This is a genomic window from Streptomyces sp. NPDC056479, from assembly GCF_042795335.1.
GTDB lineage: Bacteria > Actinomycetota > Actinomycetes > Streptomycetales > Streptomycetaceae > Streptomyces.
Genome location: NZ_JBHTRZ010000003.1, coordinates 434,532 through 460,422, shown reverse-complemented (window position 1 = coordinate 460,422; position 25,891 = coordinate 434,532). Strand labels below are relative to the sequence as shown.

20 protein-coding genes and 1 pseudogene are annotated in these 25,891 nt (G+C 70.9%); 10 read left to right on the top strand and 11 right to left on the bottom strand.

Annotation, left to right across the window (positions count from 1 at the left end):
- Positions 1-220 precede the first annotated feature (220 nt).
- The 3 genes from ACFQ6S_RS13600 to ACFQ6S_RS13590 are packed head-to-tail and all read left to right on the top strand — an operon-like array spanning position 221 to position 2,518.
- Positions 221-1,702 carry a DEAD/DEAH box helicase gene (locus tag ACFQ6S_RS13600; protein WP_383407602.1) on the top strand — a complete coding sequence of 494 codons (1,482 nt, stop codon included), beginning with the start codon at positions 221-223 and terminating at the stop codon, positions 1,700-1,702.
- Between the two features lie 46 nt (positions 1,703-1,748).
- Positions 1,749-2,159 (top strand): CBS domain-containing protein, encoded by a 411-nt coding sequence (locus ACFQ6S_RS13595; RefSeq protein ID WP_383407599.1) that lies wholly within the window; start codon positions 1,749-1,751, stop codon positions 2,157-2,159.
- A gap of 50 nt (positions 2,160-2,209) precedes the next feature.
- Positions 2,210-2,518, top strand: a complete 309-nt coding sequence (locus ACFQ6S_RS13590; protein WP_383407597.1) for an SCO5918 family protein — start codon at positions 2,210-2,212, stop codon at positions 2,516-2,518.
- 101 nt (positions 2,519-2,619) lie between these two features.
- On the opposite strand, the pseudogene ACFQ6S_RS13585 reads toward ACFQ6S_RS13590, so the two are convergent.
- Positions 2,620-2,976: pseudogene (locus ACFQ6S_RS13585) on the bottom strand (hypothetical protein).
- Between the two features lie 1,112 nt (positions 2,977-4,088).
- On the opposite strand from ACFQ6S_RS13585, the gene ACFQ6S_RS13580 reads away from it, so the two are divergent.
- Positions 4,089-4,427, top strand: a complete 339-nt coding sequence (locus ACFQ6S_RS13580; protein ID WP_383407594.1) for a MerR family transcriptional regulator — start codon at positions 4,089-4,091, stop codon at positions 4,425-4,427.
- A 244-nt stretch (positions 4,428-4,671) separates the two neighbouring features.
- The gene (locus tag ACFQ6S_RS13575; RefSeq protein WP_055495910.1) at positions 4,672-4,875 is read left to right on the top strand and encodes a cold-shock protein; all 204 of its coding nucleotides are present in this window, start codon (positions 4,672-4,674) and stop codon (positions 4,873-4,875) included.
- Between the two features lie 277 nt (positions 4,876-5,152).
- Here ACFQ6S_RS13575 and ACFQ6S_RS13570 read toward each other — a convergent pair whose 3' ends face one another.
- Both ACFQ6S_RS13570 and ACFQ6S_RS13565 read right to left on the bottom strand, forming a co-directional pair.
- Complete coding sequence (locus ACFQ6S_RS13570) at positions 5,153-5,677, bottom strand: hypothetical protein (protein ID WP_383407590.1); 525 nt, start codon at positions 5,675-5,677, stop codon at positions 5,153-5,155.
- A 727-nt stretch (positions 5,678-6,404) separates the two neighbouring features.
- Entirely contained in the window at positions 6,405-8,090 is a 1,686-nt protein-coding gene (locus ACFQ6S_RS13565) for a ribonuclease J (RefSeq protein WP_383407587.1), read from the bottom strand.
- A gap of 776 nt (positions 8,091-8,866) precedes the next feature.
- Between ACFQ6S_RS13565 and pcaC the strand changes: the two genes are divergently transcribed.
- Genes pcaC through ACFQ6S_RS13550 form a run of 3 tightly spaced genes read left to right on the top strand, consistent with a single transcriptional unit; the run spans position 8,867 to position 11,686 of the window.
- The gene (gene pcaC / locus ACFQ6S_RS13560) at positions 8,867-10,168 is read left to right on the top strand and encodes a 4-carboxymuconolactone decarboxylase (protein WP_383407584.1); all 1,302 of its coding nucleotides are present in this window, start codon (positions 8,867-8,869) and stop codon (positions 10,166-10,168) included.
- A gap of 46 nt (positions 10,169-10,214) precedes the next feature.
- On the top strand, positions 10,215-10,850 hold the full coding sequence (locus ACFQ6S_RS13555; protein WP_383407581.1) for an MBL fold metallo-hydrolase: 636 nt from the start codon (positions 10,215-10,217) through the stop codon (positions 10,848-10,850).
- 56 nt (positions 10,851-10,906) lie between these two features.
- Positions 10,907-11,686 (top strand): exodeoxyribonuclease III, encoded by a 780-nt coding sequence (locus ACFQ6S_RS13550; RefSeq protein ID WP_383407578.1) that lies wholly within the window; start codon positions 10,907-10,909, stop codon positions 11,684-11,686.
- 18 nt (positions 11,687-11,704) lie between these two features.
- Here ACFQ6S_RS13550 and ACFQ6S_RS13545 read toward each other — a convergent pair whose 3' ends face one another.
- Positions 11,705-13,471 (bottom strand): SGNH/GDSL hydrolase family protein, encoded by a 1,767-nt coding sequence (locus ACFQ6S_RS13545; protein WP_383407575.1) that lies wholly within the window; start codon positions 13,469-13,471, stop codon positions 11,705-11,707.
- Positions 13,472-13,693: 222 nt separating this feature from the next.
- On the opposite strand from ACFQ6S_RS13545, the gene ACFQ6S_RS13540 reads away from it, so the two are divergent.
- Positions 13,694-14,101: a DUF6278 family protein gene (locus tag ACFQ6S_RS13540; RefSeq protein WP_383407572.1), complete on the top strand. Its 408-nt coding sequence runs from the start codon at positions 13,694-13,696 to the stop codon at positions 14,099-14,101.
- 283 nt (positions 14,102-14,384) lie between these two features.
- Here ACFQ6S_RS13540 and ACFQ6S_RS13535 read toward each other — a convergent pair whose 3' ends face one another.
- Complete coding sequence (locus ACFQ6S_RS13535) at positions 14,385-15,953, bottom strand: CocE/NonD family hydrolase (RefSeq protein ID WP_383407570.1); 1,569 nt, start codon at positions 15,951-15,953, stop codon at positions 14,385-14,387.
- 116 nt (positions 15,954-16,069) lie between these two features.
- A complete protein-coding gene (locus ACFQ6S_RS13530; RefSeq protein ID WP_383407567.1) occupies positions 16,070-16,831 on the bottom strand; it encodes a hypothetical protein in 762 nt (253 codons plus the stop codon).
- Positions 16,832-16,950: 119 nt separating this feature from the next.
- On the opposite strand from ACFQ6S_RS13530, the gene ggt reads away from it, so the two are divergent.
- On the top strand, positions 16,951-18,750 hold the full coding sequence (gene ggt, locus ACFQ6S_RS13525) for a gamma-glutamyltransferase (protein ID WP_383407566.1): 1,800 nt from the start codon (positions 16,951-16,953) through the stop codon (positions 18,748-18,750).
- 21 nt (positions 18,751-18,771) lie between these two features.
- On the opposite strand, the gene ACFQ6S_RS13520 is transcribed toward ggt, so the two are convergent.
- From ACFQ6S_RS13520 to ACFQ6S_RS13500, 5 genes are all read right to left on the bottom strand, one after another.
- The gene (locus ACFQ6S_RS13520; protein ID WP_383407564.1) at positions 18,772-21,321 is read right to left on the bottom strand and encodes an ATP-dependent Clp protease ATP-binding subunit; all 2,550 of its coding nucleotides are present in this window, start codon (positions 21,319-21,321) and stop codon (positions 18,772-18,774) included.
- Between the two features lie 134 nt (positions 21,322-21,455).
- Positions 21,456-23,336: an ABC transporter ATP-binding protein gene (locus tag ACFQ6S_RS13515; RefSeq protein WP_383407561.1), complete on the bottom strand. Its 1,881-nt coding sequence runs from the start codon at positions 23,334-23,336 to the stop codon at positions 21,456-21,458.
- Positions 23,333-23,758: a lasso peptide biosynthesis B2 protein gene (locus tag ACFQ6S_RS13510; protein WP_383407558.1), complete on the bottom strand. Its 426-nt coding sequence runs from the start codon at positions 23,756-23,758 to the stop codon at positions 23,333-23,335. Before ACFQ6S_RS13510 ends, ACFQ6S_RS13515 begins: the two co-directional genes overlap by 4 nt.
- On the bottom strand, positions 23,755-24,009 hold the full coding sequence (locus tag ACFQ6S_RS13505; protein ID WP_383407555.1) for a lasso peptide biosynthesis PqqD family chaperone: 255 nt from the start codon (positions 24,007-24,009) through the stop codon (positions 23,755-23,757). Before ACFQ6S_RS13505 ends, ACFQ6S_RS13510 begins: the two co-directional genes overlap by 4 nt.
- A gap of 30 nt (positions 24,010-24,039) precedes the next feature.
- Positions 24,040-25,887, bottom strand: a complete 1,848-nt coding sequence (locus ACFQ6S_RS13500) for a lasso peptide isopeptide bond-forming cyclase (protein ID WP_383407553.1) — start codon at positions 25,885-25,887, stop codon at positions 24,040-24,042.
- Positions 25,888-25,891: the final 4 nt, after the last annotated feature.

The following is a 25,891-nucleotide window of genomic DNA, read 5'->3' as shown; positions in this document are numbered from 1 at the left end:
CGCGGCTCGTCCTTCAGAGACGCAGGCGCATCCTGAAGAGCTGCACCGCAGCGGACGCCCGGATTTTACATCCCATCGCGTCGATCATTTCGTCACCTGTGCTCCGGAGTTTCCGCCGGCCAGATCTGCTCGATTTGCAACCGGTCCATACTTGTAATTCTCCATGCCGCTCATCGCTGCGGGAATTCCTTGATATGTGCCACATCGAGGAAGGTTCCGCATGAACCGCACGTACACGAACGACCGCTCCGCCCGCACCCGTAATGCCAGCGCCGACGCCGGAAGGGGCGGCCGCCGCTTCGGCTCGCAGGCACCGCGTCGTTCCGGCGGGCCTGCCCGTTCCGGCGGTTACGGCCGCCGACCCGCCGCAGTGCAGGGTGAGTTCGCGCTGCCCAGGACGATCACCCCCGCGCTGCCCGCCGTCGAGGGCTTCGCCGATCTCGACATGCCCGAGCAACTTCTGGCCGAACTCGGCAGGCAGGGTGTGACCGCACCGTTCCCGATCCAGGGAGCGACGCTGCCGAACTCCCTGGCAGGCCGCGACGTGCTGGGCCGCGGACGCACGGGTTCGGGCAAGACCCTCGCCTTCGGCCTCGCCCTGCTCGCCCGCACCGCTGGACAGCGTGCCGAACCCCGTCAGCCGTTGGGACTGATCCTCGTACCGACGCGTGAGCTGGCGCAGCAGGTGACCGACGCGCTCACGCCGTACGCCCGTTCCGTCAAGCTGCGGCTCGCCACGGTGGTGGGCGGGATGCCGATCGGCAAGCAGGCCGGCGCGCTGCGCGGCGGGGCCGAGGCCGTGGTCGCGACGCCCGGCCGGCTCAAGGACCTCATCGACCGTGGCGACTGCCGACTCGACCACGTGGGCATCACGGTGCTGGATGAGGCCGACCAGATGGCCGACATGGGTTTCATGCCGCAGGTCACCGCGCTGCTCGACCAGGTGCGTCCGGAGGGGCAGCGGATGCTGTTCTCCGCCACCCTGGACCGTAACGTCGACCTGCTGGTGCGCCGCTATCTGACCGAGCCTGTCGTGCATTCGGTCGACCCCTCGGCTGGTGCGGTCACGACGATGCAGCACCACGTCCTGCACGTCCACGGCGCCGACAAGCACGCCGCCACGACCGAGATCGCCGCCCGCGACGGCCGCGTGATCATGTTCCTGGACACCAAGCACGCCGTCGACCGGCTGACCCAGGATCTGCTCAACAGCGGGGTACGGGCCGCCGCGCTGCACGGCGGCAAGTCGCAGCCGCAGCGCACCCGCACGCTGGCGCAGTTCAAGACGGGGCACGTTACCGTGCTGGTGGCGACCAACGTCGCGGCGCGCGGCATCCACGTCGACAACCTCGACCTCGTCGTCAACGTCGATCCGCCGACCGACCACAAGGACTACCTCCACCGCGGCGGACGTACCGCCCGCGCCGGCGAGTCCGGCAGCGTCGTCACGCTCGTCACACCGAACCAGCGCCGCGGCATGGTCCGCCTCATGTCGGACGCCGGAATCCGGCCGCAGACCACCCAGGTCCGCTCGGGTGACGAGGCCCTGAGCCGGATCACCGGAGCCCAGGCCCCGTCCGGAACCCCGGTCGTCATCACCGCACCGGCGGTCGAACGCCCCAAGCGCAGCGCCACCTCCCGAGGCCGACGCCGCCCCTCCTCGGCGACCCGCCGCACCCCCGTCGGCCATGCGGCGGCCTAGAACCTTCGTGACCAGGAAGCTGACCCATCTCTGCAGGAGGTACCTTTTGACGCTGATTCAGTTGCCGCCCCGCCCGGCGGACGCCAACGCCAACCCCGTGCACAGGACGGTGGTTGAGGTCATGGACGCGGCCGGACCGCAGGTCTGTGACGACATGAGCGTAGAGGTGGCGCTGGCGGTCATGGCCGCCGCACGCACGGCCCGACTGGCCGTCTGCGACCAGGACGACCAGCGCATCGGTCTGGTGACCCGAACCGACCTCGCCGCCGTTCGCGACAGCGGCGCTCACACGGACCGGGTCCGCCTGCGCGACATCCTCGGCGACCACGGATCGTTCACCTCACCCGTGACCACGATGGCCGAAGCAGAGCACGCGATGCGCACCCGTCGGCTCGGTGCCCTGCGAGTCGTGGACGAGCAAGGCAGCGCCCCGGGCATCCCCGCCCTCTCCCGCTGAAACACCTCGCCCCTGGTCGGACCGTTCTCCCTTTCTCTCTGTGAGGCCACATGCGCTGCGTCATCGCCCGCTTCCCCTTCGAGCTCACCAGGGGCGGCGTGCTGGAATCGATGAAGGGCGTCAAGCCCGAACCGGTCACCGGTGAATCGGTGATCGTCGGCCGCCGCCACTACCCCGTCAAGCAGGTGGGCCAGGTCATCACCCGTCAGGACCGCCGTGACTTCAGTGCCGCCGAAGTCCTGCGGGCCATGACTCAGCTCGGCTTCACCTGCCGCGCCGTCCCCAAGGCCGCGCCCCTGGGCATTCTCAGCCCGATGCAGCACGCCTCCTCGATGCTCGGCACCCCCGTAGCCGTCTGACCGGGAGATCAGGCACGAGCCGATGCCCGAACAGCAGCGTGGGCCCTACCGGTACGCCGGTCGGGCCCACACTGCATGCAGCCGGTTCCCGTCGCCGTCGCTCAGCGGTCGGAACAGCTGAAGTCGCCCACCGTCCAGGCGCTGACGTCCTCGATCGCAACCCGGTACATCCCGCCCGCCTCCGGGATCCCCACCGTGCCCTGCAGGATCCGGGCGACATGGAAGTGCAGATGCGTGGGCGGCCTGCCCTCCTTCACGGGGCGTCGAAGACGGCGGCGAACTCGCCGAAGCGGGCGGAATCCCTCAGCACATCCGAACCCTCTGCCTCCACACCGCTTCGGGAGCCAGGCGGCCGGTGATGACAGTGCCACCGGTGACCACGGTCAGGGACATCTGGTTGCCTGCCCGGACTCCACCAGGGCGGCGACGTCAACGAGCAGCTCGTCAGACTTCGACATGAAGCGGACCTTCAAATCAGGGGTACGTATGCGCGGCACATGCCGGCTGCGGTCGTGAACAACGCATTGGTGACCAGCTCGGACACGACCAGGACCACCGTGTCCGCTGGGTCAGGGGCCGCGGCGAGAGTGACCGCGGGACGAGGAAGCAGATCCCCGTCAAGGCACTGAGGCGGCAGCAGGAGCGTCAACCGGTGGTGTTCTTCACGAGACGCAGTGTTGGCCGGTGCGCTCCGACGGTAGCCGCGGCGCAGTCGGCGACGCCACGATCAGCCCGACGTGCTGCGCGGCGGTGGTCACTGCGAGCGCCGGACGGAGCCTCGGAGCTGCTCGAACCATCCATGGACCGGTCGAGGCATTCTGGTCGAGGCTGATTACATCCTCTTCGAGGGCGCGGAAATCTATGCCAGCCGGAGTAGACATTGGGTGGCGGTGTGGTTATGGTTTCTCTCGTAGCCGAGATCGAGCGAGGCCCGGCAGAGATGAACTGCCGGGCAGTGGTACGCAGTTTGCAGTTTGCAGGGCGGTGCGGTGGTGGAGTTCCGAAGCCAGAGCGGTTGCAGGACGGTGACGGGACTGACGACCGGGCCGGGTGGCCCGCAGTGATCAGGGGCCGCCATGAGTAGTACCGCAGTGGCAGTAACCGTAAGTGAAGGTTCGCAGTACCCAGCAGTGAAGTCAGTGAGCAGTACCTCGGTGAAGGCGTCGGCTGCGGGCGCGCGCACCGGGAGGTTCGGCAGTGGGGTTCTAAGCCAGAGCAGACGCAGGACGGGCGACGGGGCTGGCTGCCGAAGAGTGGCGCTGTTCGCGGCCACCAGTAGTTCGTAGTTTCCGTTGGTGAGTAGTTGATCAAGAGGGAAGAACGGAGGAGCCGAGCGCCATCAGGATCGCCCGGGCGGAAGTGTTGGACCCGGGTACCGCAGGACATCGATAGTGAGGTGGTCTCCGGTCAAGCAACTGCGATCCCCGCGCCCCCGACGTCATCTCGGTCGGGTCTGCGCAAACCGAGGGCCGGTGCAGTATCAGGGCCGGCAGATGGTGTAGTAGTTCCTTCGGGGCCTTGGTGCCAGTACGGCGCCAGGGCCCCTCCAGGCGTTCCACAGAGAGGTGCAATGACAGCAGACGACACGTTCGGCCGTCTCGATGACGACGACTACCCCGCCTACACCATGGGCCGAGCCGCTGAACTGCTCGGCACCGCCCCCGCCTTCCTGCGCGCACTCGGCGAACACCGCCTGATCACCCCGCTGCGCTCCGAAGGCGGCCACCGCCGCTACTCCCGCTACCAGCTGCGCATCGCCGCCCGCGCCCGGGAAATCGTCGACCACGGGACCCCCATCGAGGCCGCCTGCCGGATCGTCATCCTCGAAGACCAGCTCGAGGAAGCCCAGCGCATCAACGCCGAATATCGCCGTGCCGCCGAATCATCGAACCCAACGGCAGCATCATGAGATGAGCGTGCCCGTCAGCGTCGGCGGGCACCGCACGCACGGGCTCCGTGTGCGGCCTGATCATTTCCTATGGTGACGCGGTGTGTGGGCGTGTAGCGTCTGCGTCAGCTGTCGTGGTTCGGAATTCCCTCTTGCCCGCGCCCCTGGTGTGGGCATTTTGCTGTGCTGTGCCGCAGGGACCAGGGCGATCACCTCCGTCTGCCACATGGAGTGGGAGGCGTTCATCGACTGGAAGGCATGAGACATGGCAACGGGAACTGTGAAGTGGTTCAACGCGGAGAAGGGCTTCGGCTTCATCGCCCAGGACGGCGGCGGCCCGGATGTCTTCGCGCACTACTCCGCGATCAACTCCACAGGCTTTCGTGAGCTCCAGGAGGGCCAGGCCGTGACGTTCGACGTCACCCAGGGCCAGAAGGGTCCGCAGGCCGAGAACATCAACCTGGTCTGACCTCCCAGACCTGCTCGAGAGATCGCGCGCGCCGCGTCCGGTGGCCGCCGCCCGTGCGGGCCCGGCCGCCCACCTCGACGAAGGCGCCTGCTCTCGTACCGGGCCGGCACAGGAACAGGGGCCGCGCAGCAATGGCTGCGCGGCCCCTGATCTGTCCAGGCCCTGGGCCGCTGCGACTTCGGCCCGGAACTTCCTGACCTCAGCTGCTGCCAAGCGTCGTCGGACACGGGAGCCGCATGTCCTGCGCGGCTGCCGTGCAGCGTGGAGGAGCCGCGGCTCAGACGCTCGTCCAGGCGTCGGGGAAGGCTTTCCGTCCAGCCGGATCGTCCGACCTGCGGTCTGCGTGCAGGACGCGCCAGGCGGTGAGCTCGAGATCTCGGAGCCACAGTTCTCCGATGACCTGTGTCTGGAGGTCGGGCAGACGGTCGGACTCGACGAGGGCCTGACCGATCACCTCCCCGGCCGCGACGCGCTGGGACGGGGTCATCTCATCGACGGCCGAGAGGACCTGCCGGGCCAGGGCGGTACCCTCTCCTGCCAGCGGCGCCGGCCGGGCCCGCAGTACCAGGGCCTTGATGTTGACGGGCAGCAGGTACGCGGTGCCCGACGACCTCCACAGGTCCGACCAAAAGTTTTCTCCTGCCTTGGTGGGGGCAGGCAGCGCGGCCAGCAACCCGAGGAGATGGCCGGTGGCCGCATAGCCGTCGCAGTGGGCAGCTGTGACGACTGCGATGCCGGCGACGCCCTCCACATCGAGCCGGCCGGCCTCGAGATGCGGAACCAGGTCCAGTTGGTGTCCCAACTGGTCTGCGAGGGCGGACCTCAGGAAGCATCGGCGATCCTTGTGCGTAGGCGAGCGGAGATGCCGTTCGGAAGCCTTGAGCGTTCCCATGACCAGCCGTTCTACTCGGCTTCGGCAGGCCCGATTGGCGGTAGCGCCAACGGGGCTGGAGCTCCCAGGGTGGCGAACCGGCCCGGGGCCCGGCGACGTGGCTCTGGGGTTCCGGACCGACCTCCCGGCATGTGTCCAGGTGAGGTTTCCTGGCATGACCGCATGGTTGCCAGTGACACCCAGGAGCCCGGGGGAGGACGAGAAGCTGTGTCCCGCGACGCCACTGAAGTCGAATGTGGTCACGTCGAGTCAGCTCGTGGAGAGCGTCGTGCAGTCGGGCTCCCCGACGAATCACCGGGCGACCGTGCGGGGGAGGGGGCTCACTCGGTTGCTGCACCGCGTACTGCACCGCCATCTCCCTCGCCAGCTACTGACCCCGCGGCGTACAGGTGGGCGAGGTCCTGCACGCCCTCGCATGGCGTGACCGTGACGCTCCGGACACTTCAGGGACCGTCCTCAAGGTGGGACAACACCCGCTGAACTGTAGGTTTCTCGCCTCCAGTCCTTAGGAAGTATTCCCGATGACTCATCCTGTGCAGTGCGTTGCCACCCCGGTCTCCTGGGGTGGCTGCTGACTCCCGTGCCCGACCTCGAGGCCGGCGGGCCGGAACCGGGAATCGTGCTGCCGGGCGGTGGCTCAGGCGTCGATGATGACGGGGATGATGAGGGGCCTGCGGCGGTGCGTGCGGAACGCCCAGTTCGCCACGGCGCGGGCGACGAGCTGTTCGAGTTGGCGCGCGTCCCCGACGCCTTCCTCGGCCGCGGTGGACAGGGTCTTCTCGATGACGGGGATGACCGGCTCGAAGGTGGTGTCGTCGTGGACGAAGCCGCGGGCCAGGAAGTCGGGGGCCTCGGCGAGGGCGCCGGTGTCCGCGTCGACGATCGCCACCACCGTGACCACACCTTCGGCGGCGAGGGTGAGGCGGTCCTTGAGGGACGCTTCGGTGGCGCCGCCGACTTCCATGCCGTCCACGTAGACGTTGCCGGCGGGGACCTTGCCGGTGATGGACGCGCGCCCGTCGACGAGGTCGACGACGACACCGTCCTCGGCGATGACGACCCGCTCGGGGTCGACGCCGGTACGGATGGCGAGGTCGCCGTTGGCCCGCAGGTGGCGCCATTCGCCGTGCACGGGCATGACATTGCGGGGTTTGACGATGTTGTAGCAGTAGACGAGTTCGCCGGCGCTGGCGTGCCCGGAGACGTGCACCTTGGCGTTGCCCTTGTGGACCACGTGGGCGCCCCACCGGGTGAGTCCGTTGATCACCCGGTAGATGGCGTTCTCGTTGCCGGGAATGAGGGAGCTGGCGAGCAGGACGGTGTCGCCCTTGCCGATGCGGATCATGTGGTCGCGGTTGGCCATCCGTGACAGCGCGGCCATCGGTTCGCCCTGGGAGCCGGTGCACACCAGAGTGATCTTGTGGTCCGGGAGCTTTTCCAGCTCCTTGGTGCTCACGACCAGACCGGACGGGACCTTCAGATAACCCAGGTCACGGGCGATGCCCATGTTGCGGACCATCGACCGGCCGACGAAGGCGACCTTGCGGCCGTGCTGGTGGGCGGCGTCCAGGACCTGCTGAATGCGGTGCACATGACTGGCGAAGCTGGAGACGATGACCCGGCGGGGCGCGGTGCGCATCACCTGCTCGATCGCCGGGTTCAGCTCACGCTCGGAGGTGGTGAAGCCGGGTACTTCGGCGTTGGTGGAGTCGGTGAGGAACAGGTCCACGCCCTCCTCGCCGAGGCGAGCGAAGGCACGCAGGTCGGTGATGCGGTCGTCGAGAGGGAACTGGTCCATCTTGAAGTCGCCCGTGTGCAGCACCATCCCGGCGCCGGTGCGGATCGCGACCGCGAGGCTGTCGGGGATGGAGTGGTTGACCGCCACGAACTCGCAGTCGAAGGGCCCGAAGCCGCGCCGGTCGCCCTCCCGTACCCGTGCCGTGCGCGGCCGGATGCCGTGTTCCTTGAGCTTGGCCTCCAGGAACGCCAGCGTCAGCTTGGAGCCGACGACGGGAATGTCGGACCGCTCGCGCAGCAGATACGGCACGCCGCCGATGTGATCCTCGTGGCCGTGGGTGAGGACCACGGCCACGATGTCGTCCAGCCGGTCCCGGATCGAGGTGAAGTCCGGCAGGATCACGTCCACGCCGGGCTGGGTCTCCTCGGGGAACAGCACGCCGCAGTCGACGATGAGCAGCTTGCCCGCGTGCTCGAAGACGGTCATGTTGCGGCCGATCTCACCCAGGCCGCCCAGGGCGATGACCCGCAGCCCTCCTTCGGGAAGGGGCGGGGCGGCTTTCAACTCGGGGTGCGGATGACTCATACCCTGACGGTACCCGGAGCGCGGGACGACATGATCCACTGCCTGTGTGATCTCTTCTTCCCGACGGAGCGGAGCGTCCGCAGTGGGTGCCCCGGGACGATCGGATCACGCGGGCGGACGGCCCGGGCATGCACGCACGGCCGCTGAAGTATCGAGGTCGCATGTGGTGTCGACCTTCGCGGCCCGTTGTGGTCGGCCGGAGTCGGATTCAGGGTGTTCCAGAGCTGGGATCGTGCATGGAGTGCGGGCTTGAGCGCGGGGGCCGTGAGCATGGGGAGAATTTGCGGGTGCTGTCCTGCGGAGGGGCCTGACTCCTGAGATCTGTGACCGGGGTGCTCACGCTGTGTCGACCTTGGTCGGGGATGGTGCGTTGCTGGTACCGGGCCGGCCGGGTGTGTCTCCATAGGGGCTTGCCGACCAGGCGTCGTCACGGTTCTGACCGTCCGCGCGGTCCGGTGCCGGCTACGCGATGCGCCATCGGGGCGGGAAAGGTGAACGAGCATGACCGGTAAGTCCCCTACCCCGCGTACCTCCGACGCTCCATGGGGGCGCCCGACAAGCCAGTGCGGCCCTGCACCGCATTGTGTTCACCCGGCTGCGCTTCAATCCCCGCACCCAGGCGTACTACGAACGCCGCACCCAGGAGGGCAAGTCCCGCCGTGAGATCATTCGATGCCGCAAGCGATATGCCGCCCGAGAGGTCTTCAACCTGGTCAGGACGGCGTCCAGCGCCCCCCGTTATAGGGGCCTCCGTGAGAGATGAGAGGGTCTGACGGGTGAGCGAGACACCACCGAACACCCTGCAATACCGCTTTGACGGGCCAGAAGACGCCCCGGTCCTGATCCTCGGTCCCTCACTGGGTACCACCTGGCACATGTGGGACCGGCAGGTCCCCGAGCTGACCCAGCAGTGGCGTGTCTTCCGGTTCGACCTGCCCGGACACGGCGGTGCGCCCGCGTACCCGGCCGGCTCCGTCGGCGACCTCTCCGAACGGCTGCTCGCCACCCTCGACAGCCTCGGTGTGCAGCGCTTCGGCTACGCGGGCTGTGCGCTCGGCGGCGCACTCGGCATCGAACTCGCGCTGCGCCACCCGGAGCGCATCGCCTCGCTCGCGCTGATCGCCGCCTCGCCCCGGTTCGGCACTGCCGACGAGTTCCGCCAGCGGGGCGTGATCGTGCGCACCAACGGCCTCGACCCCATCGCCCGTACCTCGCCGGACCGCTGGTTCACCACCGGCTTCGCCGCCGCCCAGCCCGCGATCACCGAGTGGGCGGTGCAGATGGTGCGCACCACCGACCCCGGCTGCTACATCGCCGCCTGCGAGGCGCTGGCCTCGTTCGACGTGCGGTCGCAGCTGGCCGGGGTCGCGGTCCCCACTCTCGTCCTCGTCGGCTCCGACGACCAGGTCACCGGCCCCGCCGAGGCCCGCACCCTGGTCGCCGGGATACCGGACGCCCGGCTCGCCGTCGTCCCCGGCGCCTCCCACCTCGTCCCGGTCGAACAGCCGGCCGCCGTCACCGACCTGCTGGTCCGGCACTTCTCCACCGCCTGGCAGCCCGCCTACGACTCCACCACCGGCCAGATGGCCATCGTGGCCGCCCCCGTCAAGCCGGTGCTGGCCGCCGCGCCGGCGCCGCAGCCCACGCCCATCGCCGAGATCGCGCCGGCCGTCGTACCGATGCAGACGCTGGGACGGCCCGATCCGTACGAGGCCGGGATCAAGGTCCGCCGCGAGGTGCTCGGCGACGCGCATGTCGACCGGGCGCTGGCGCAGGCTGACGACTTCTCGGGGGACTTCCAGGAGTTCATCACCCGGTACGCATGGGGCGAGATCTGGGACAGACCCGGCCTCGACCGGCGCTCCCGCAGCTGTGTGACCCTCACCGCCCTGGTCGCGGGCGGGCACCTGGACGAACTCGCCTTTCACGTACGCGCCGCCCTGCGCAACGGCCTCACCCCGGACGAGATCAAGGAGGTCCTGCTCCAGGCGGCCGTCTACTGCGGCGTCCCGGCGGCGAACAGCGCCTTCCGGGTGGCCCAGAAGGTGATAAGGGAAGAAACCACTCCGCAGGAGTGAGCGTCCCGGACGGGTGCGCGCCAGGACGGGCCGCCAGGATGGAGCCATGAAGCTCACGAAGAAGTCGCACGCCTGCATCCGGCTCGAGAAGGACGGACAGACGCTCGTCCTGGATCCCGGCGGGTTCAGCGAGGAGGACGCCGCGGTCGGCGCGGACGCGATCCTCGTCACACACGAGCACCCCGACCACTTCGACGAGGCACGGCTGCGGGCCGGCATGGAGGCCGACCCGGCCGCGCACATCTGGACGCTGAAGTCCGTCGCGGAGAAGATCTCGGCGGCCTTCCCGGGCCGTGTCCACACCGTCGGCCACGGCGACACCTTCACCGCCGCCGGCTTCGACGTCCAGGTCCACGGCGAACTGCACGCCGTCATCCACCCGGACATCCCGCGCATCACCAACGTCGGCTACCTCGTCGACGGCGGCCGTGTCTTCCACCCGGGCGACGCCCTCACGGTGCCCGACCACCCGGTCGAGACGCTGATGCTCCCGGTCATGGCCCCCTGGAACAAGATCGCGGAGGTCATCGACTACGTCCGCGAGGTCAAGCCGCAGCGCGCCTACGACATCCACGACGCCCTGCTCACCGACCTGGCCCGGCCTATCTACGACCGTCAGATCGGCGGCCTCGGCGGTGCGGAGCACCTGCGTCTGACGCCGGGGGACTCCGCGCAGCTGTGACCGGTCCCACCCCGGGCGGGGCCGGGTTGTCAGTCCCGCCCGGTAGGTTGTCAGGCATGCGCATCGCGACCTGGAACGTGAACTCGATCACCGCCCGCCTGCCCAGGCTCCTGGCCTGGCTGGAGAGCAGCGGCACCGATGTGCTGTGCCTCCAGGAGGCCAAGGTCGCCGAGGACCAGTTCCCGTTCGACCCGCTGCGCGACCTCGGCTACGAGGCGGCGGTCAACGCCACCGGCCGGTGGAACGGCGTGGCGGTGCTCTCCCGCGTAGGCCTCAAGGACGTCGTCAAGGGCCTCCCCGGCGACCCCGGCTACGACGGCGTCCAGGAGCCCCGCGCCATCTCGGCGACCTGCGGCCCGGTCCGTGTCTGGTCGGTCTATGTGCCCAACGGCCGTGAGGTGGACCACCCCCACTACGCGTACAAGCTCCAGTGGTTCGAGGCCCTGAAGGCCGCCGTCGCCGGTGACGCGGGCGGCAGCCGCCCGTTCGCGGTGATGGGCGACTACAACGTGGCGCCGACGGACGACGACGTCTACGACGTGGCCGCCTTCGAGGGCCTCACCCATGTCACCCCCGCCGAGCGCGCCGCCCTCGCCTCCCTGCGCGAGTCCGGCCTGTCCGACGTGGTCCCGCGCCCCCTCAAGTACGACCACCCGTACACGTACTGGGACTACCGCCAGCTCTGCTTCCCCAAGAACCGGGGCATGCGGATCGACCTGGTGTACGGCAACGAGCCGTTCGCCAAGTCCGTCACCGACTCCTACGTGGACCGCGAGGAGCGCAAGGGCAAGGGCGCGTCGGACCATGCGCCGGTGGTCGTGGACCTGGACGTGTAGGGCAGCACCCTTCGGCGGTCACGGCACGAGCGCCCGCAGGTCCACCGACCCGGCCAGCGCGGCGAGTCCCGCGTCCCCGGGATGCAGATGGTCCCCGCTGTCGTAGGCGGGGAGCATCCGCGAGGGCCGCGCCGGGTCCCGTACGACCGCATCGAAGTCGAGCACGCCGTCGAACACCCCGGCGCCGCGGATCCAGGCGTTGATCTCCACCCGCTCGGCATCGGCGGCCGCCGTGCACTGGGTCTCCCCCTCGCACGGCAGGATCGTCGCCGCCAGCATCCGCAGCCCGCGCGCATGCCCCCGGTCCGCGATCTCCCGCAGCCCGGCGATCACCTGCTCCGCGGTCGTGCCCCAGCGCACATCGTTGATGCCCTCGAACACCACCGCCGTACGCGCCGACGTCTGGGCCAGTACATCCCGGTCGAACCGGTACAGCGCGCTCACCCCGGCCGTGTCGGTGGAGACCCCGTCCCCGGGATAGCGGTCGGAGACCACACGGTTGCCCGAGATCCCCTGGTTGAGCACCCCATAGTGCGGGACCACACTCTGGTTCAGCAGCCGTGTGGCCAGCACATTGGGCCACCGCCGGTTGGCGTCCACCGTGGACTTGTCGCCGTCGGTGATCGAGTCCCCCAGCAGGACCACCGACCCCGGCCCGCCGCCCACGTCGACACCGGTCAGCAGCGGCCAGTTGGTCAGGACGGTCGGATAGGCGGAGGCGGAGGTGTCCGCCGTGTGGTCGCCCGGTGCGCTCACATACGACCGCTGCTGTGCGAGCCGGTGCACGGGCGCCGCCGGAACGGTCCCCGGCAGATGGAAGCTCACCAGCAGATTGCCGTCGGCGGGCACGCTGAAGCCGAGCGGGTCGCTGTACGCCTGTGCCCCCGCCGGGATCTCGACGCCCGCCGCACCCCGGAACGACACCCGGACCGGTGCCGCCTTCGCCGCCGCGCCCGACTGCTGCACCGCCACCGTGGCCCTCCCGATCCGCACCGGCCCCGCCGCGAAGGTGTTGTCGAACCGCAGCCGCACCCGCGGCCCGCCGACGGAGGTGTGAACCACCAGGCGCAACGTCCGGTCGGCCCACGGGCCCACGGTCGGATAGCCGCCCGTCGCGCTCGCCCAACTCCCCGTCCAGCCGGCGGCCGGGGCCCGAACCGCCGCCGCGAACACATGCATCCCGGTCGCCTGCGGCAGCCGTACGGACACGACCTCGCGGCCCGTCACGATCGGCACGGTCATGACGTACAGCCGCGCCCGCGCGGTGAGTTGCCCGCCGGGTGTGTTGATGTGCGGCAGGGCGACCGCCTTGGTGGCGAGCGGGCCGGTGCGCCAGTCGGGAGCGGTCAGGTGGTAGGCGGACCGGGTGCCGTCGGCGTACAGCACCGTCCCCGCCGCGCCGATGTCGGCACCGGCCGTACCCGCCACCAGGAAGGCGAGCGCGTCGCCGCGGCCGGTCACGCGCACGTCCTGCCCGGCGGCCCGGACGTTGTCCGGCTCGCCCGGCTGCCGGTTCGGCCAGGTCAGCCGCGCCCCCTGAACCGTGAGCGGGCGGCCGGGCGTCCAGCCGGCGGCCGTGAGGTCCTGAGCCGACAGCGAGGCGCCCTTCCCGTCCAAGTCGGCCTCGGCGGGCCGTGCGTCGTCGCTGACGGCCGTGTTGTCGAAGAGCCGCTCCAACGGGAGCGGCACGGCTCTGCGCTCGGTCGCGGCCTGCGCGGAGACTCCCGGCACGAGGGCGGCGAAGAGGGCAAGGACGACCGCAGAAATCCACACACATCGGCGCACTGCCGACTCCTCCCGTTCACGACCACTCAGGACTGCGTATGACTGCGCATGACAAGTTCGGTTCACATGAGTCGTTCAGACGAGACGCAGGACGCATCGAGAAAGTAGAGAGGCACCCGTGACCCGTCAACGAGCCATGCCAGAAGTCGGCGTGAAGTCGACCGGAATCGACGGCCCGCGCGCCTGTGGTGCGCTCGGCAGTGCGAATGACACGCTGTGCGTATGAAGATCCCTTTTCTGGGCCACCGGCACGAGAAGCGCGGGGCCCCCGACCCCGAGGGCATCGCCGAACTGCTCTCCGAGTGTGAACTTCTGCGTTCGCACGCGTCCCGGGCCGGGATCCAACTCGATGACACCGTGGCCTCGTTGGAGGCCCTGGATCAGCTGCTGCCGCGCTGGCGGGACGACGAGGAGAGCCTGCCCTGGCTGGGCAATGACGCCGGGCTGTACCTCGGCACCGTCATCGTGCGCACCGTGCCCGGTGCCGCCTGGGGGTTCTGGCCGGACGGTCAGCCGGTCGTCCGGCTCGCCTCCGGCCGTGAGTTCGACGTCGTGACCTCGGGGCGGGAGTGGGCCGCGAGCGGCGTGCCCGAGCTGTCGCAGCTGTACGCGGAGGTCGCGGAGGCGTGAGGACCGCGGGACGGTTTCACGTAAGAGCTGCATAAATACGGCTAATGCCCGAAAAGTGCGTGTCGTCCCATAAGTCCTTCGCTGCCCGGATAGTTTGCGGCCATCGCAACGCAGCTGAACCGACCTCGACTACGATGTTCCGTCCGTCCCCAGGACCGTGGCGGTGGCCCCGTCCACGTCCAGGGACGCTGCTGCCGGGTGGGGTTCCCCCCACGGCCCCTGGACGCAGGGGCAGCAGGGGGCAGCAGTCACAGAGCCATACCCGTCCGGCGCCGGCCGGAGATCACTGCTCGCGCAGTGGAATCGACACGTACGACGGGTCGTTCGCCGGCGAGGAGAAGGTCAGCCGCGCGCCGGACGGGTTGTGCTCGATGTAGAGCGGGTCGACCGTGTCGACGACCAGGGCGAGACGGTGCCCGGCCGGAACGTCGTAGGCCGTGGAGTACAGCTCCAGGTCGACGCCGAACGGCTGTCCGGGCGTACGTCCGTGGAAGGTGTACGGCGCGTTGCTGACCAGCTTGCCGAGGCCGAGCGGGCCCACGTCGTACAGGTAGGCGACGAGGGTGCCGCTCTCCTTGGTCGGGGTGACAGTGGTGTGCAACTTCGCGGTGCCGCGCACATGTTGGGCCGTGGCGTACTTCTCCGACTGCCAAACGCCCGCCCACAGCCGCGGGATCAGCGGGATCGAGGCCACCGGGGGCAGTTGGGCCACCTGGTCGAGGATGCTGGACAGGAAGACGACACCGCCGTTCGCTCCCGAGTCGATGTTGGTGCGGATCGTGGTCGAACCCCCGAGGGCGATCTTCCTGTCCGTCGCGCCGACCGACTTCCAGTCCGGGTAGCCCTCGTAGCCGCCGTTGGTGCGGGACTTGAGCCGGACCGGCAGTTCGCGGTTGACGCCGTTGTCCTCGCCCTTGAGGTAGTGGTCGAACCAGCGCTCGGTGTCCGTCCACACATCGTTGGGCAGGCCGAACAGCCCGGTCAGCTCGGCGGTGGCGTGGTCGCCGGGACGGAACTCCAGCCGCTTGGGGCCCGTCAGCTTCTCGTAGAAGTCCGCGTACTGGTTGGGCGGGAAGATCGTGTCGCCCCAGGCGTTGGCCATCATGACCGCGGCACCGCTGTCGTTGAGCTGGTCCACATATGTACCGACCGAACGTTTCTTCCCCCAGTTGATGATGTCCTGTTCCTTGGACAGGTTGGAGGCGTAGAAGTCGTCGAAGATCTGCCTCAGTTCCGCGCTCTGGCGTCCGGTGATCAGGCCCGCGCCGTCCAGCAGCGCGGCGGCCTGGACGTGCTGGGTGCGGCCGGAGTAGATCGAGCCGATGAGGTCCGCCCAGCCGCTCAGGGCGGCGACCGCCCTGACCCGCTTGTCGTGCGCGGCGGCCAGCAGGCTGATGCCGGCGCCGTACGAGACGCCCGCCATGCCGATGTGCTTCGCGTCGGCCGGGGTGTTGGCGAGCGCCCAGTCGATGACCCTGGACGCGTCGGCTATGTCGGGCGGGCCGGCCACTTCTATCTCGCCGCCCGACTGCCAGAATCCGCGCACGTTGTAACTGACCACGATGTAGCCCGAGTCGGCGAGCTTCTGGGCCTGCGCGAAGTACTCGACCTGGGGCAGGCCCCAGCTCGTGGGCAGGACGAGCAGCGGGTAGCGGCCGCCGGCGTCGGCGCCGGCCGGCGTGACGACGTTCGCCTTGAGCTTGGTGCCGCCGTCGCCGGTGATGTCGACGAAACGGACGCTGTTGGAGGCCGCTTGGGCCACGGGGGCGAGCCCGAGGGCGCTACCGGCGACCAGGGTCGCGGAGACGGCGCCCACGGCGGTCGTACGCAGGGCCTTGCGATGGGTTCCCACAGGTCACTCCTCACTCGTGTCAGTGCAAAGTGACCGAACGGTAACCTTGGCCCCTTACCGCAAGTAACCCGTCGGTAAGTTACGTGCCAGTAACGATTACCGGAATGTAACGGACCTCAGGAGGCGCGGTGTGCGTTGCGCGGAGCCGCCGCCGGTGTGGGCAGGGGTGCCTGCGCCGCCCGCGTCACGTCCGCGACGAGCTCCACCACGTCCGGGCCGTACGCCTGCGAGTTGACCACCTTCAGCAGCAGGACGAAGGAGCCGGTGCCGTGCTTGCGGGTGAGTCGCTCATGGTTGCGGGCGAGGTAGCGGGTGGCGGCCTGGTTGGTGATCGCGGTCTGCCCGCAGAAGAGGAAGACGGGACGGGGGCCCTGGCTCTCGCCGACGGTGAGCCGGGCGAGCAGTGCGTACTCCTCCTTGCCGACCTCCACCCGGTAGCGCTCGGAGCCGATCTGGAAGGCGCCCCGGTCCGGGCCGGGTTCGGCGTCGACGTTCACCCGCACACCGGGCAGCAGGGAAGCCAGGTGTGCCGTCATACGGCGGTTCGACGCCGGGCCGCCGACGCAGAACTCGGTGCGCTCGCCGAAGCCCTGGCGGGCCGCGTCGTGCGGGATGATCTGGGCGTGGGCGTTGCAGTCCTTGATCAGGGCGGCGAGTTCCAGGAGCGCGAAGACGTCGTAGCGCATCACCGTCAGCTCGGGCCCGCCCGCCCCGCGGTTGACCACGAGCAAGGACTCCGCGTTGTCGGGCAGCCCGAAGAACGCCTGCTTGCGCCGGAGCTTGCGCTTCCACAAGTAGGTGCGGGCAAGCCAGCCGAGCGCGGCGCTGATGCCGGCCGCGGCCACGCCCAGGACTATGTTGCGCACGTCGTCATTCATGGGCGCGCATGCTAGCGGGCGAATGCAAACCGGCGTTCGACGAGAGCCTGCCGTGGGCGGGCTGACGCGGGCATGTCGATCGCATAGGCTGCGCGAACGGTCCCTGACTGGAGGTGCGGATGCGTCGCCCTGTCGCGCGGAATCTGTCGGTCCTGGCGGTTTCGGCCGCTGTCGTGTCGGTGGGGGCGGCGGCGCCCCCCGGAGCGCAGAGCAGCCCAGCCGAGAAGGTCCCCGTCGCCGTCGGCTACGGCGGTGCGGTGTCCAGCGTCGACGCGGACGCCTCCGCCGCCGGCATCGAGGTACTGCGCAAGGGCGGCAACGCCGTCGACGCGGCCGTCGCCACGGCCGCCGCGCTCGGCGTCACCGAGCCCTACTCCGCCGGCGTCGGCGGGGGCGGCTACTTCGTCTACTACGACGCCAAGTCCCGTACGGTGCGCACCCTCGACGGCCGGGAGACCGCGCCGCTGACCGCCGACTCCGGCCTGTTCACGGAGAACGGCACCGCGATCCCGTTCGCCGAGGCCGTCAGCAGCGGCCTGAGCGTCGGCACCCCGGGCACGCCCGCCACCTGGCAGAAGGCGCTGGACCAGTGGGGGAGCAAGAGCCTCGGGTCGGTGCTGAAGCCCGCCGAGCGCCTCGCCCGCGACGGCTTCACCGTCGATGACACCTTCCGCTCGCAGACCGCGGCCAACGAGACCCGGTTCCGCTACTTCCCGGACACCACGAAGCTGTTCCTGCCGAACGGCGCGCTGCCGGTCGTCGGCTCCACCTTCAAGAACCCCGATCTCGCCCGCACCTACGCCGAGTTGGCGAAGAAGGGCGTCGGCACGCTGTACCGGGGCGAACTCGCCGAGGACATCGTCGACACGGTCAACGAGCCGCCCGTGGACCCGGCCGCCGGCTGGAAGGCCCGCCCCGGCGACCTGTCCGCCAAGGACCTGGCCGCCTACCGCGTCAAATCCCAGGCGCCCAGCCGGACCTCGTACCACGGTCTCGGCGTCTACTCCATGGCGCCCTCCTCCTCCGGCGGCACGACCGTCGGCGAGGCCCTCAACATCCTGGAGAACACGGACCTTTCCAAGGCGAGCGAGATCCAGTACCTGCACCGCTACATCGAGGCCAGCCGCATCGCGTTCGCGGACCGAGGGCGCTGGGTCGGCGACCCCGCCTTCGAGGACGTACCGACGAAGGAGCTGCTGTCGCAGCGGTACGCCGACTCGCGGGCGTGCCTGATCAAGGACGACGCGGTGCTCAAGAGCCCGGTCGCGCCGGGCGACCCGCGCGACCCGGCGGCCTGCGACGCGAGCGGCACAGCCGCCCCGACCACCTACGAGGGCGACAGCACCACCCACCTCACCGTGGCCGACAAGTGGGGCAACGTCGTCTCCTACACGCTCACCATCGAGCAGACCGGCGGCAGCGGCATCACGGTCCCGGGCCGGGGCTTCCTGCTGAACAACGAGCTGACGGACTTCTCCTTCACCCCGGCGAGCCCGGCCGTGCACGACCCGAACCTGCCGGGTCCGGGCAAGCGGCCGCGCTCCTCGATGTCCCCGACGATCGTCCTCGACCAGCACAACCGGGCCGTGGTGGCGCTCGGTTCGCCGGGCGGCGCCACCATCATCACCACCGTGCTCCAGTCGCTGACCGGGTTCCTCGACCGAGGGCTGCCGCTCGTCGACGCCATCGCCGCGCCGCGCGCCAGCCAGCGCAACGCCGCCCAGACCGAGCTGGAACCCGGGCTCTACAACAGCGCGGCGAAGGCTCAGCTGGAGGCCATCGGGCACTCCTTCAAGCTGAACCCCGAGATCGGCGCGGCCACGGGCGTACAGCGGCTGCCCGGCGGCAAGTGGCTCGCCGCCGCCGAGACGGTACGGCGGGGCGGCGGCTCGGCGATGGTGGTGCGGCCGGCGCCGTAGCGCCGCACGGCACTCGTCGGCTCACAACTCCGGGGCGGGCGGCAGCTCTTCCGCGCGGAAGGCCAGCCGCCCGTCCGCCACGTCCACGGTCACCCGGCCGCCCTCGCCGATCCGGCCGTCCAGCAGCAGCCGGGAGAGCTGGTTGTCGACCTCCCGCTGGATGGTGCGGCGCAGCGGACGGGCGCCGTACTCGGGCTGGTAGCCGCGCTCGGAGAGCCAGTCGACGGCCGCGCCGGTGAACTCGACCGAGACTCCCTGGGCGTGCAGCAGCCGGCGGGTCTTGTCCAGCAGCAGGTTGGTGATCTGCTCCAGCTCGACCGGGGTCAGCTGGCGGAAGACGACGATCTCGTCGATGCGGTTGAGGAACTCGGGCCGGAAGTGCTGGCGCAGCGGCCGCAGGATCCGCTCGCTGCGCGCCTCCTCGTCGGCCTGCTCATCGCCCGAGCCGAACCCGATCCCGGTGCCGCCCCGGCTGATCGCCTCCGAACCGAGGTTGCTGGTCATCACGATGACCGCGTTGGTGAAGTCCACCGTCCGGCCCTGCGAGTCGGTCAGCCGGCCGTCGTCCAGGACCTGCAGCAGGATGTTGAAGACGTCCGGGTGGGCCTTCTCGATCTCGTCGAGCAGCAGCAGCGAGTACGGGTGCCGGCGCACCACCTCGGTGAGCTGTCCGGCCTCCTCGTGGCCGACGTATCCGGGCGGGGCGCCGATCAGCCGGCTGACCGTGTGCCGCTCCTGGTACTCGCTCATGTCGAGGCGGACCATGCGCTCCTCGCTGCCGAACAGCGCCTCGGCGAGCGCCCGCGCCAGCTCGGTCTTGCCTACGCCGGTCGGGCCGAGGAAGAGGAAACTGCCGATCGGCCGGTCGGGGCTGGCGAGTCCGGCCCGCGAGCGCAGCACCGCGTCGGAGACCACGCGCACCGCCTCGTCCTGGCCGACGACCCGCTCGTGCAGATGCTCCTCCAGACCGAGCAGCCGGTCCTTCTCCTCCTCGGTGAGGCTGCTCACCGGGATGCCGGTCTGCCGGGACACGACCTCCGCGATGGCTTCGGTCGTGACCTTCAGGTCCATGCCCTCGTCGATCTCCGCGTCACCGCCCTCGGCGATCCGCTGCTTCAGCTCGACGATGCGGTCGCGCAGTTGCGTCGCCTGCTCGTAGCTCTCGTCGGCCACGGCCTGGTCCTTGTCCCGGGTCAGCTGCTCGACCTCGCGCTCCATGGCCCGTACGTCGGTGCCCTTGGTCCGCGCGCGCAGCCGCACCCGGGCACCCGCCTGGTCGATCAGGTCGATCGCCTTGTCCGGCAGACGGCGGTCGGTGAGATAGCGGTCGGACAACTCCACGGCGGCCACGAGCGCCTCGTCGCTGTAGCGGACCTGGTGGTGGGCCTCGTAGCGGTCGCGCAGGCCGCGCAGGATCTCGATCGCGTCGGCGGCGGTGGGCTCGGGGACCAGGATCGGCTGGAAGCGGCGGGAGAGCGCCGCGTCCTTCTCGATCCTGCGGTACTCCTCCAGCGTCGTCGCGCCCACGACGTGCAGTTCGCCGCGGGCGAGGGCCGGCTTGAGGATGTTCCCGGCGTCCATGGACCCGCCCTCGCCGCCGCCTCCGGCGCCCACCACGGTGTGCAGTTCGTCGATGAAGACGATCAGTTGGTCGGAGTGCGCGCGGATCTCGTCCACGATGTTGGTGAGCCGCTCCTCGAAGTCGCCCCGGTAGCGGGTGCCGGCGACCACCCCGGTCAGGTCGAGCGCGATGACCCGGCGGCCGCTGAGCACGTCGGGGACGTCGCCGTCGGCGATCCGCTGGGCCAGGCCCTCCACGATCGCGGTCTTGCCGACGCCCGCGTCACCGATCAGCACCGGGTTGTTCTTGCCGCGCCGGGAGAGCACCTCGACGGTCTGCTCGATCTCCTCGTCGCGGCCGATCACCGGGTCGATCCGGCCCTGGCGGGCGAGATCGGTGAGGTCGCGGCCGTACTTGTCGAGGGTGGGCGTGCCGGTGTCGACGCGCGGGCGCTGGTCGGTGCGCTCCCGGGGCCGGCCCCCGTCCGAGGCCTCGGACGGCATGCCGGAGGGGGCGAAGCGGGCCGCGTTGAGGATGTGCCCGGCCGCCGAGTCGGGGTTCGAGGCGAGGGCACTGAGCACATGCTCCGGGCCGATGTAGCCGGCGCCCCGCGTGCGGGCCAGGTCGTGCGCGTCCAGCAGGGCGCGCTTGGCGGCCGGGGTCAGGGACAGCGACGTGGGTGGCGGGCCCTCGCCCGAGGGGTGCTGTGCCGGGCCCGAGCGCTCGTCGATCTCCGTCGCCAGCGAGTCGGGATCCGCGCCGGCCCGGGTGAGCAGACTCCGGGTCGGCTCGGCGGACAGCGCGGCGCGCAGCAGATGCTGGGTGTCCAGGTCACGGCTGCCGTGTTCGGCGGCGTACTGGGCGGCACCGCGCACCAGCTCCCGGGCCGGCTGGCTGAGCAGACGGCCGATGTCGATCTGGCGGGGGCCGGGACGGGGTCCGCCGAAGAAGCTGGCGAGGAATTCTCCGAAGGGGTCGTAGTCTTCGGGACCACTGAAGCCGCTGGTCATGGCGTTCCCATCCGGCTTCCCTGCGCGGGCAGGGTCGCCCTCGCTCATCGACGTGCCGGAGTCGGGTAACCCGGTTCGGGCTCGCTCATGCCACGATGGCACGTTCTGGCCCAGGGGGCATGTGCAGGAACGCCTCAGCCGTTCGCCCGGCGGCCGCCGTGGTCCGCGGGCGGCCCGTCGCCGGGGCGCAGCATCTGGCTCGTGGCCAGTTCACGGTAGAGGGGATCGCGGGCCAGCAGCTGCTCGTGGCTTCCGCAGGCCGGGCCACGGCCCGGGTGGAGGACGACGATGTGGTCGGCGTGCCGCACGGTGGACAGGCGGTGGGCGATGATCAGCAGGGCGCATTCCTGGGCGACGTCCTTCATCACCGTGGTCAGTGCCGCTTCGTTGATCGCGTCGAGGTGGGCGGTGGGCTCGTCCAGGAGCAGCAGCGCGGGGCGGGCGAGCAAGGCCCGGGCCAGGGCGACGCGTTGACGTTCGCCGCCCGAGAGGGTGTTGCCGCGCTCACCGACGACGGTGTCCAGACCGCAGGGCAGCCGGTCGACGAGCTCCTCCAGCCGGGTCAGCGAGAGGACACGCCGGATTTCCGCCTCCGGGGCGTCGGGCACGGCGTAGGTGATGTTCTCCCGCAGGGTGCCGTGGACGACGTGGGTGTTCTGGTCCACCATCGCGATGCGCCGGCGGCAGGCGTCACGGCCGAGTTCCGCGGCGGGCCGGCCGTCGAACTGCACGGCTCCCGCGTCCGGTTCGTAGAACCCCGCCACCAGCGCGAAGACGGTGCTCTTGCCGGCTCCCGAGGGGCCCACGAGGGCGACCTGCCGACGGTGGGGGACGGCGAAGGACACGCCGGACAGCACCGGCCGGCCCGGGTCGTAGCCGAAGCGGACGTCGTGCAGCGCGAGCGCGGGGCGGCCGGCGGGGGCGGACGGTGCGGGCCGGGCGCGGCGCGGTCGCGCGTCCGACGGCCCGGTGTGCTCGACGGGCAGCCGCAGCGCCTGGTCGACGCGCCGGTGGGCGCCCATGCCGCGCTGGACCAGGCTCACCGCGTGGAACACGGAGGACAGCGGCAGGACGAGGTACGAGGCGTACAGCAGGAACGCGACGAGGTCGCCGAGGGAGCCGGCCTGACCGCCGACGCGCAGGCCCCCGACGACCAGGACGACGAGGAAGGAGCCCTGGACGGCGAGTTCGACGGCGGGGCTCATGACGGACGCGAGTTTCGCGGTGCGTACTCCCGCCTCGTAGGCCTCCTCGACCCGCGCCCCGATCCGGGCCGTCTCGCGATCCTCGGCGCGGTGCACCCGGACCATGGGCAGGGCGCCCAGCGCCCGTTCCAGATCCGCGGCGACGGCTCCGACGGAGTCCTGCATGCGCTCGGAGGCTCTGCGGATGCCCTGGAGCAGCGAGCTGACCACGGCCGTGGCCACGGCCACGGTGAGCGCGACCAGGAGCAGCAGCAGCGGGTCGAGCCAGGCCATCAGGACGAGCGCACCGGCGGCGACGAGGCTTCCGGTCACCAGGTCGACGAGGGCCTGGGAGACGACGTCGCGCAGCAGGGTGGTGTCGGTGGTGACCCGGGAGATGAGGTCGCCGCTGCGGTGGCGGTCGTACTCGCGCATCTCCAGCCGGAGCAGACGCCCCACCAGGTCCATGCGCAGCCGGCGTACGACACCCTCGCCCATCCGCTCCAGCAGGAAGCGTCCCGCCGATCCGATCGCGGCCTCCACCAGGAACAGCGCGCCGAGGAGTGCCAGCAGCGGCCAGACGACTTCTCCCCGGCCGCTCGCGTCCACCGCCTGCCGGGCCACCAGCGGCTGGGCCAGGCCCAGGGCCGAGCCGGCCAGCGTCAGCATGACGGCCACGGCGACGGCGGACCGGTGCCCGGCGGTGAGCCGGTACAGCGTGGCCACGGCCGCGCGGGTCGACCTGTCCTCGCCGGGGGACTCCCGTGCCGCGTCGTCCGCGACCGTGGTGCCGGGGGCCGGCCCGGCGTCCGCCGCCGTGCCGTCGCTCATCGCTCGGTCGGCTCGACGGCGACCAGCGGGGCGAAGTAGCCGTCGGGTACGTCCTCGCCGACGGGCCGGCCCTCCGCCTCGATCCAGGCGTGCGCGGTGAAGGGCGGGACGACACGGACCCCGGCGCACCAGGTCGGCCAGGCGCCCAGGAGCCGGCACAGCAGCGCGACCCCCAGGGACCGCGGCAGGCACCCCTTCGGCCCGGTGCAGCGCAGGCTGACGGCGCACATCGCGTCCCGCGCCCGCCGGGCCTGTGCGGTGGTGGCGGGCGCGGCCCCGTGGCGCAGGACACCGAGGACGGAGCGAATGCGGCGGGGCGGCAGCAGGGCGAGCGCGACGGCGGGCAGCAGGACGAGGCGGGCGGCCAGGCGGCTGCCGAGGGGCACGCCGGTGGGGCGTTCCAGCGCGCTGGGTGTCGTCATGAGGCCAGTCCCGCCTCACGCAGGTGCCCGACGAGCGCCTCGACGTCCCGCCGGGCCTGCTCCCGGTCGATGTCGAACTCGCGGACCAGCGCGGCGGTCGCGTCCGCCTCCTCGCCGCCGTCGAGCAGGGTGCGGACCACGAGGGTGGCGGTCGGGTTCAACTCCCAGTACGTACCGGCTCGTTCGTCCAGCAGGACGGTGCCGTAGTCGGTCTCGGCGGTGGAGATGTGTGCGTCGAACCGCAAGGGCATGTGTTCGCCTTTCTGACGCGGTGCGGGTGCTCAGGGAGTGCGGGCGTGGCCGCGGGACAGTCCCCGCAGCCACACCTCGGCGGCGATCGTGGAGTAGAGGATGGCGTCGGACAGTCCCGGAGAGGTGGGCCGCCGGGCCAGTCGGCGCAGCTCGGCGCCGTCCACCAGGCCGAGCCGCTCCAGCCGGGAGTCCTCCCACAGCGCCAGCAGGTCGGCGCGGTGATCACGCAGTCCGTCGGCGGCGTCCATGGCGGCCGTGGCCTTGGTGGTGCGCCGCAGGCATTCCTCAGGGACCAGGCCGCGCATCGCGGCGGTCAGCACCGGCTTGTACGCCCACGGCGTGACGCGCTCGGCGGGGCGTACGGCCAGACACGCCTCGATGACACGGTCGTCGAGGAAGGGGTGGGCCATCGGCAGACCGGCGCGGGCCGCCATCCGGTCCCACTGGCGGATGATGCGTGTGGTCGAGCGGATCTGTTCCAGGTCCGTGTGCATCCCCCGGTCCGGATGCAGGGGTGTCGCCGTCGGCGCCTCTTCGAGCAGCGCCCGCCGCGCCAGCCGCTCGGTTTCCGTGGTCACCCAGCCGAACAGCCGCGGCTCCATGCCCCAGCCGAGCCCTCCCGCCACCGAGGAGGAGGGGGAGGGATCGCGCAGCCGTCCGGCCGCGTCGGCGAGCCACCCGCCGTACGGCCGGGAGTCCGCCAGGGCGCGGACGGTGCCGCCGAGCGGCCAGTCCCACAGGGCCCGGAACCCGCGCAGCTGCCGTGCGGCGAACAGCGGACGGGTGCGCAGCAGACGGTGGTAGTAGGCCTCGGAGCACCAGGCCACGTGGTCGCCGCCGATGCCGGTCAGATGCAGCCGGCTGCCGCGGGCGGCGAGGGCCGGCAGGTGATGCAGGACCCGGGAGCGGTCCATGACGCCGATGGTGGGCTCGTCGAGGAGGTCATCGATACCGAGCAGGGCCTCGTAGACCAGTGGCGAGGCGTCCGCGTCCCAGATGACGTGCTCGACGTCCGGGAGGTGGCCCGCGGCCCGCTCGGCCCAGTACAGGTCGGTGTCCGCCGGATCGCGGCCCGGCCAGGTGCCGGCCACCACACGGGCGGGGGAGCGATCGGCGAGGAAGCAGACGGACGTGGAGTCCAGGCCGCCGGAGAGGTCGCAGCTGACCACGCCGCCCTGCCGGGTCCGCGCGTCGACGGCCTCCTCCAGCGCCTTCCGGATCAGCGGTGCCGCCTCGGCCAGGGGCCGGACCGGCTCCGGCGGGGTCCACCAGCGGGTGTGCCGTACCGACCGCCCGTCCGCGGCGACGATCACGGCGTCCTGCGGGGGCACGGCGGTGACCGGGCGCCACAGGGAGGTCTCGAACAGGGGGTACGGGGCCGGCCAGAGCAGCCGGACGGCCAGTTCCTGCGGATGGGGGTCGTGGCCGAGGGCGGCGGCGAGGGTGTCGGCGCGGCCGGCGGCCACCCGTACGCCGTCGATCTCCGAGTGGAAGACCAGCCGCAGTCCGGAGGCGGTGCCCTGCACCCGGAGCCGGCCGCCGAGGGTGGCGACGAGATGGAAGCTGCCGGGGAGGGAGCGGGCGAGAGCGTCGAGCTCCGCGAGGTCCCTCAGCCGTGCTGCCGTGCGGCGCAGTTCGCCCGCCCCGACCGGGCAGCAGCCGATGACGGCGAGGGCCGTGTCGCCGGCGCTCGCCGTGACGACCTCGTCGTCGTGCCAGTGGCCGACCAGCCAGGGCCGGCCCGACGCGTGGGTGAGGGTGCGACAGCCCGGCCGGGCGAAGGAGCGGGCCACGGCGGCCGCGTCCGCACGGTCCGGGAAGACCGTGAAGTCCGCGTCGCCGGGGCCCGTCCCCGCACTTTCGTGCAGTTCAGTCATGACG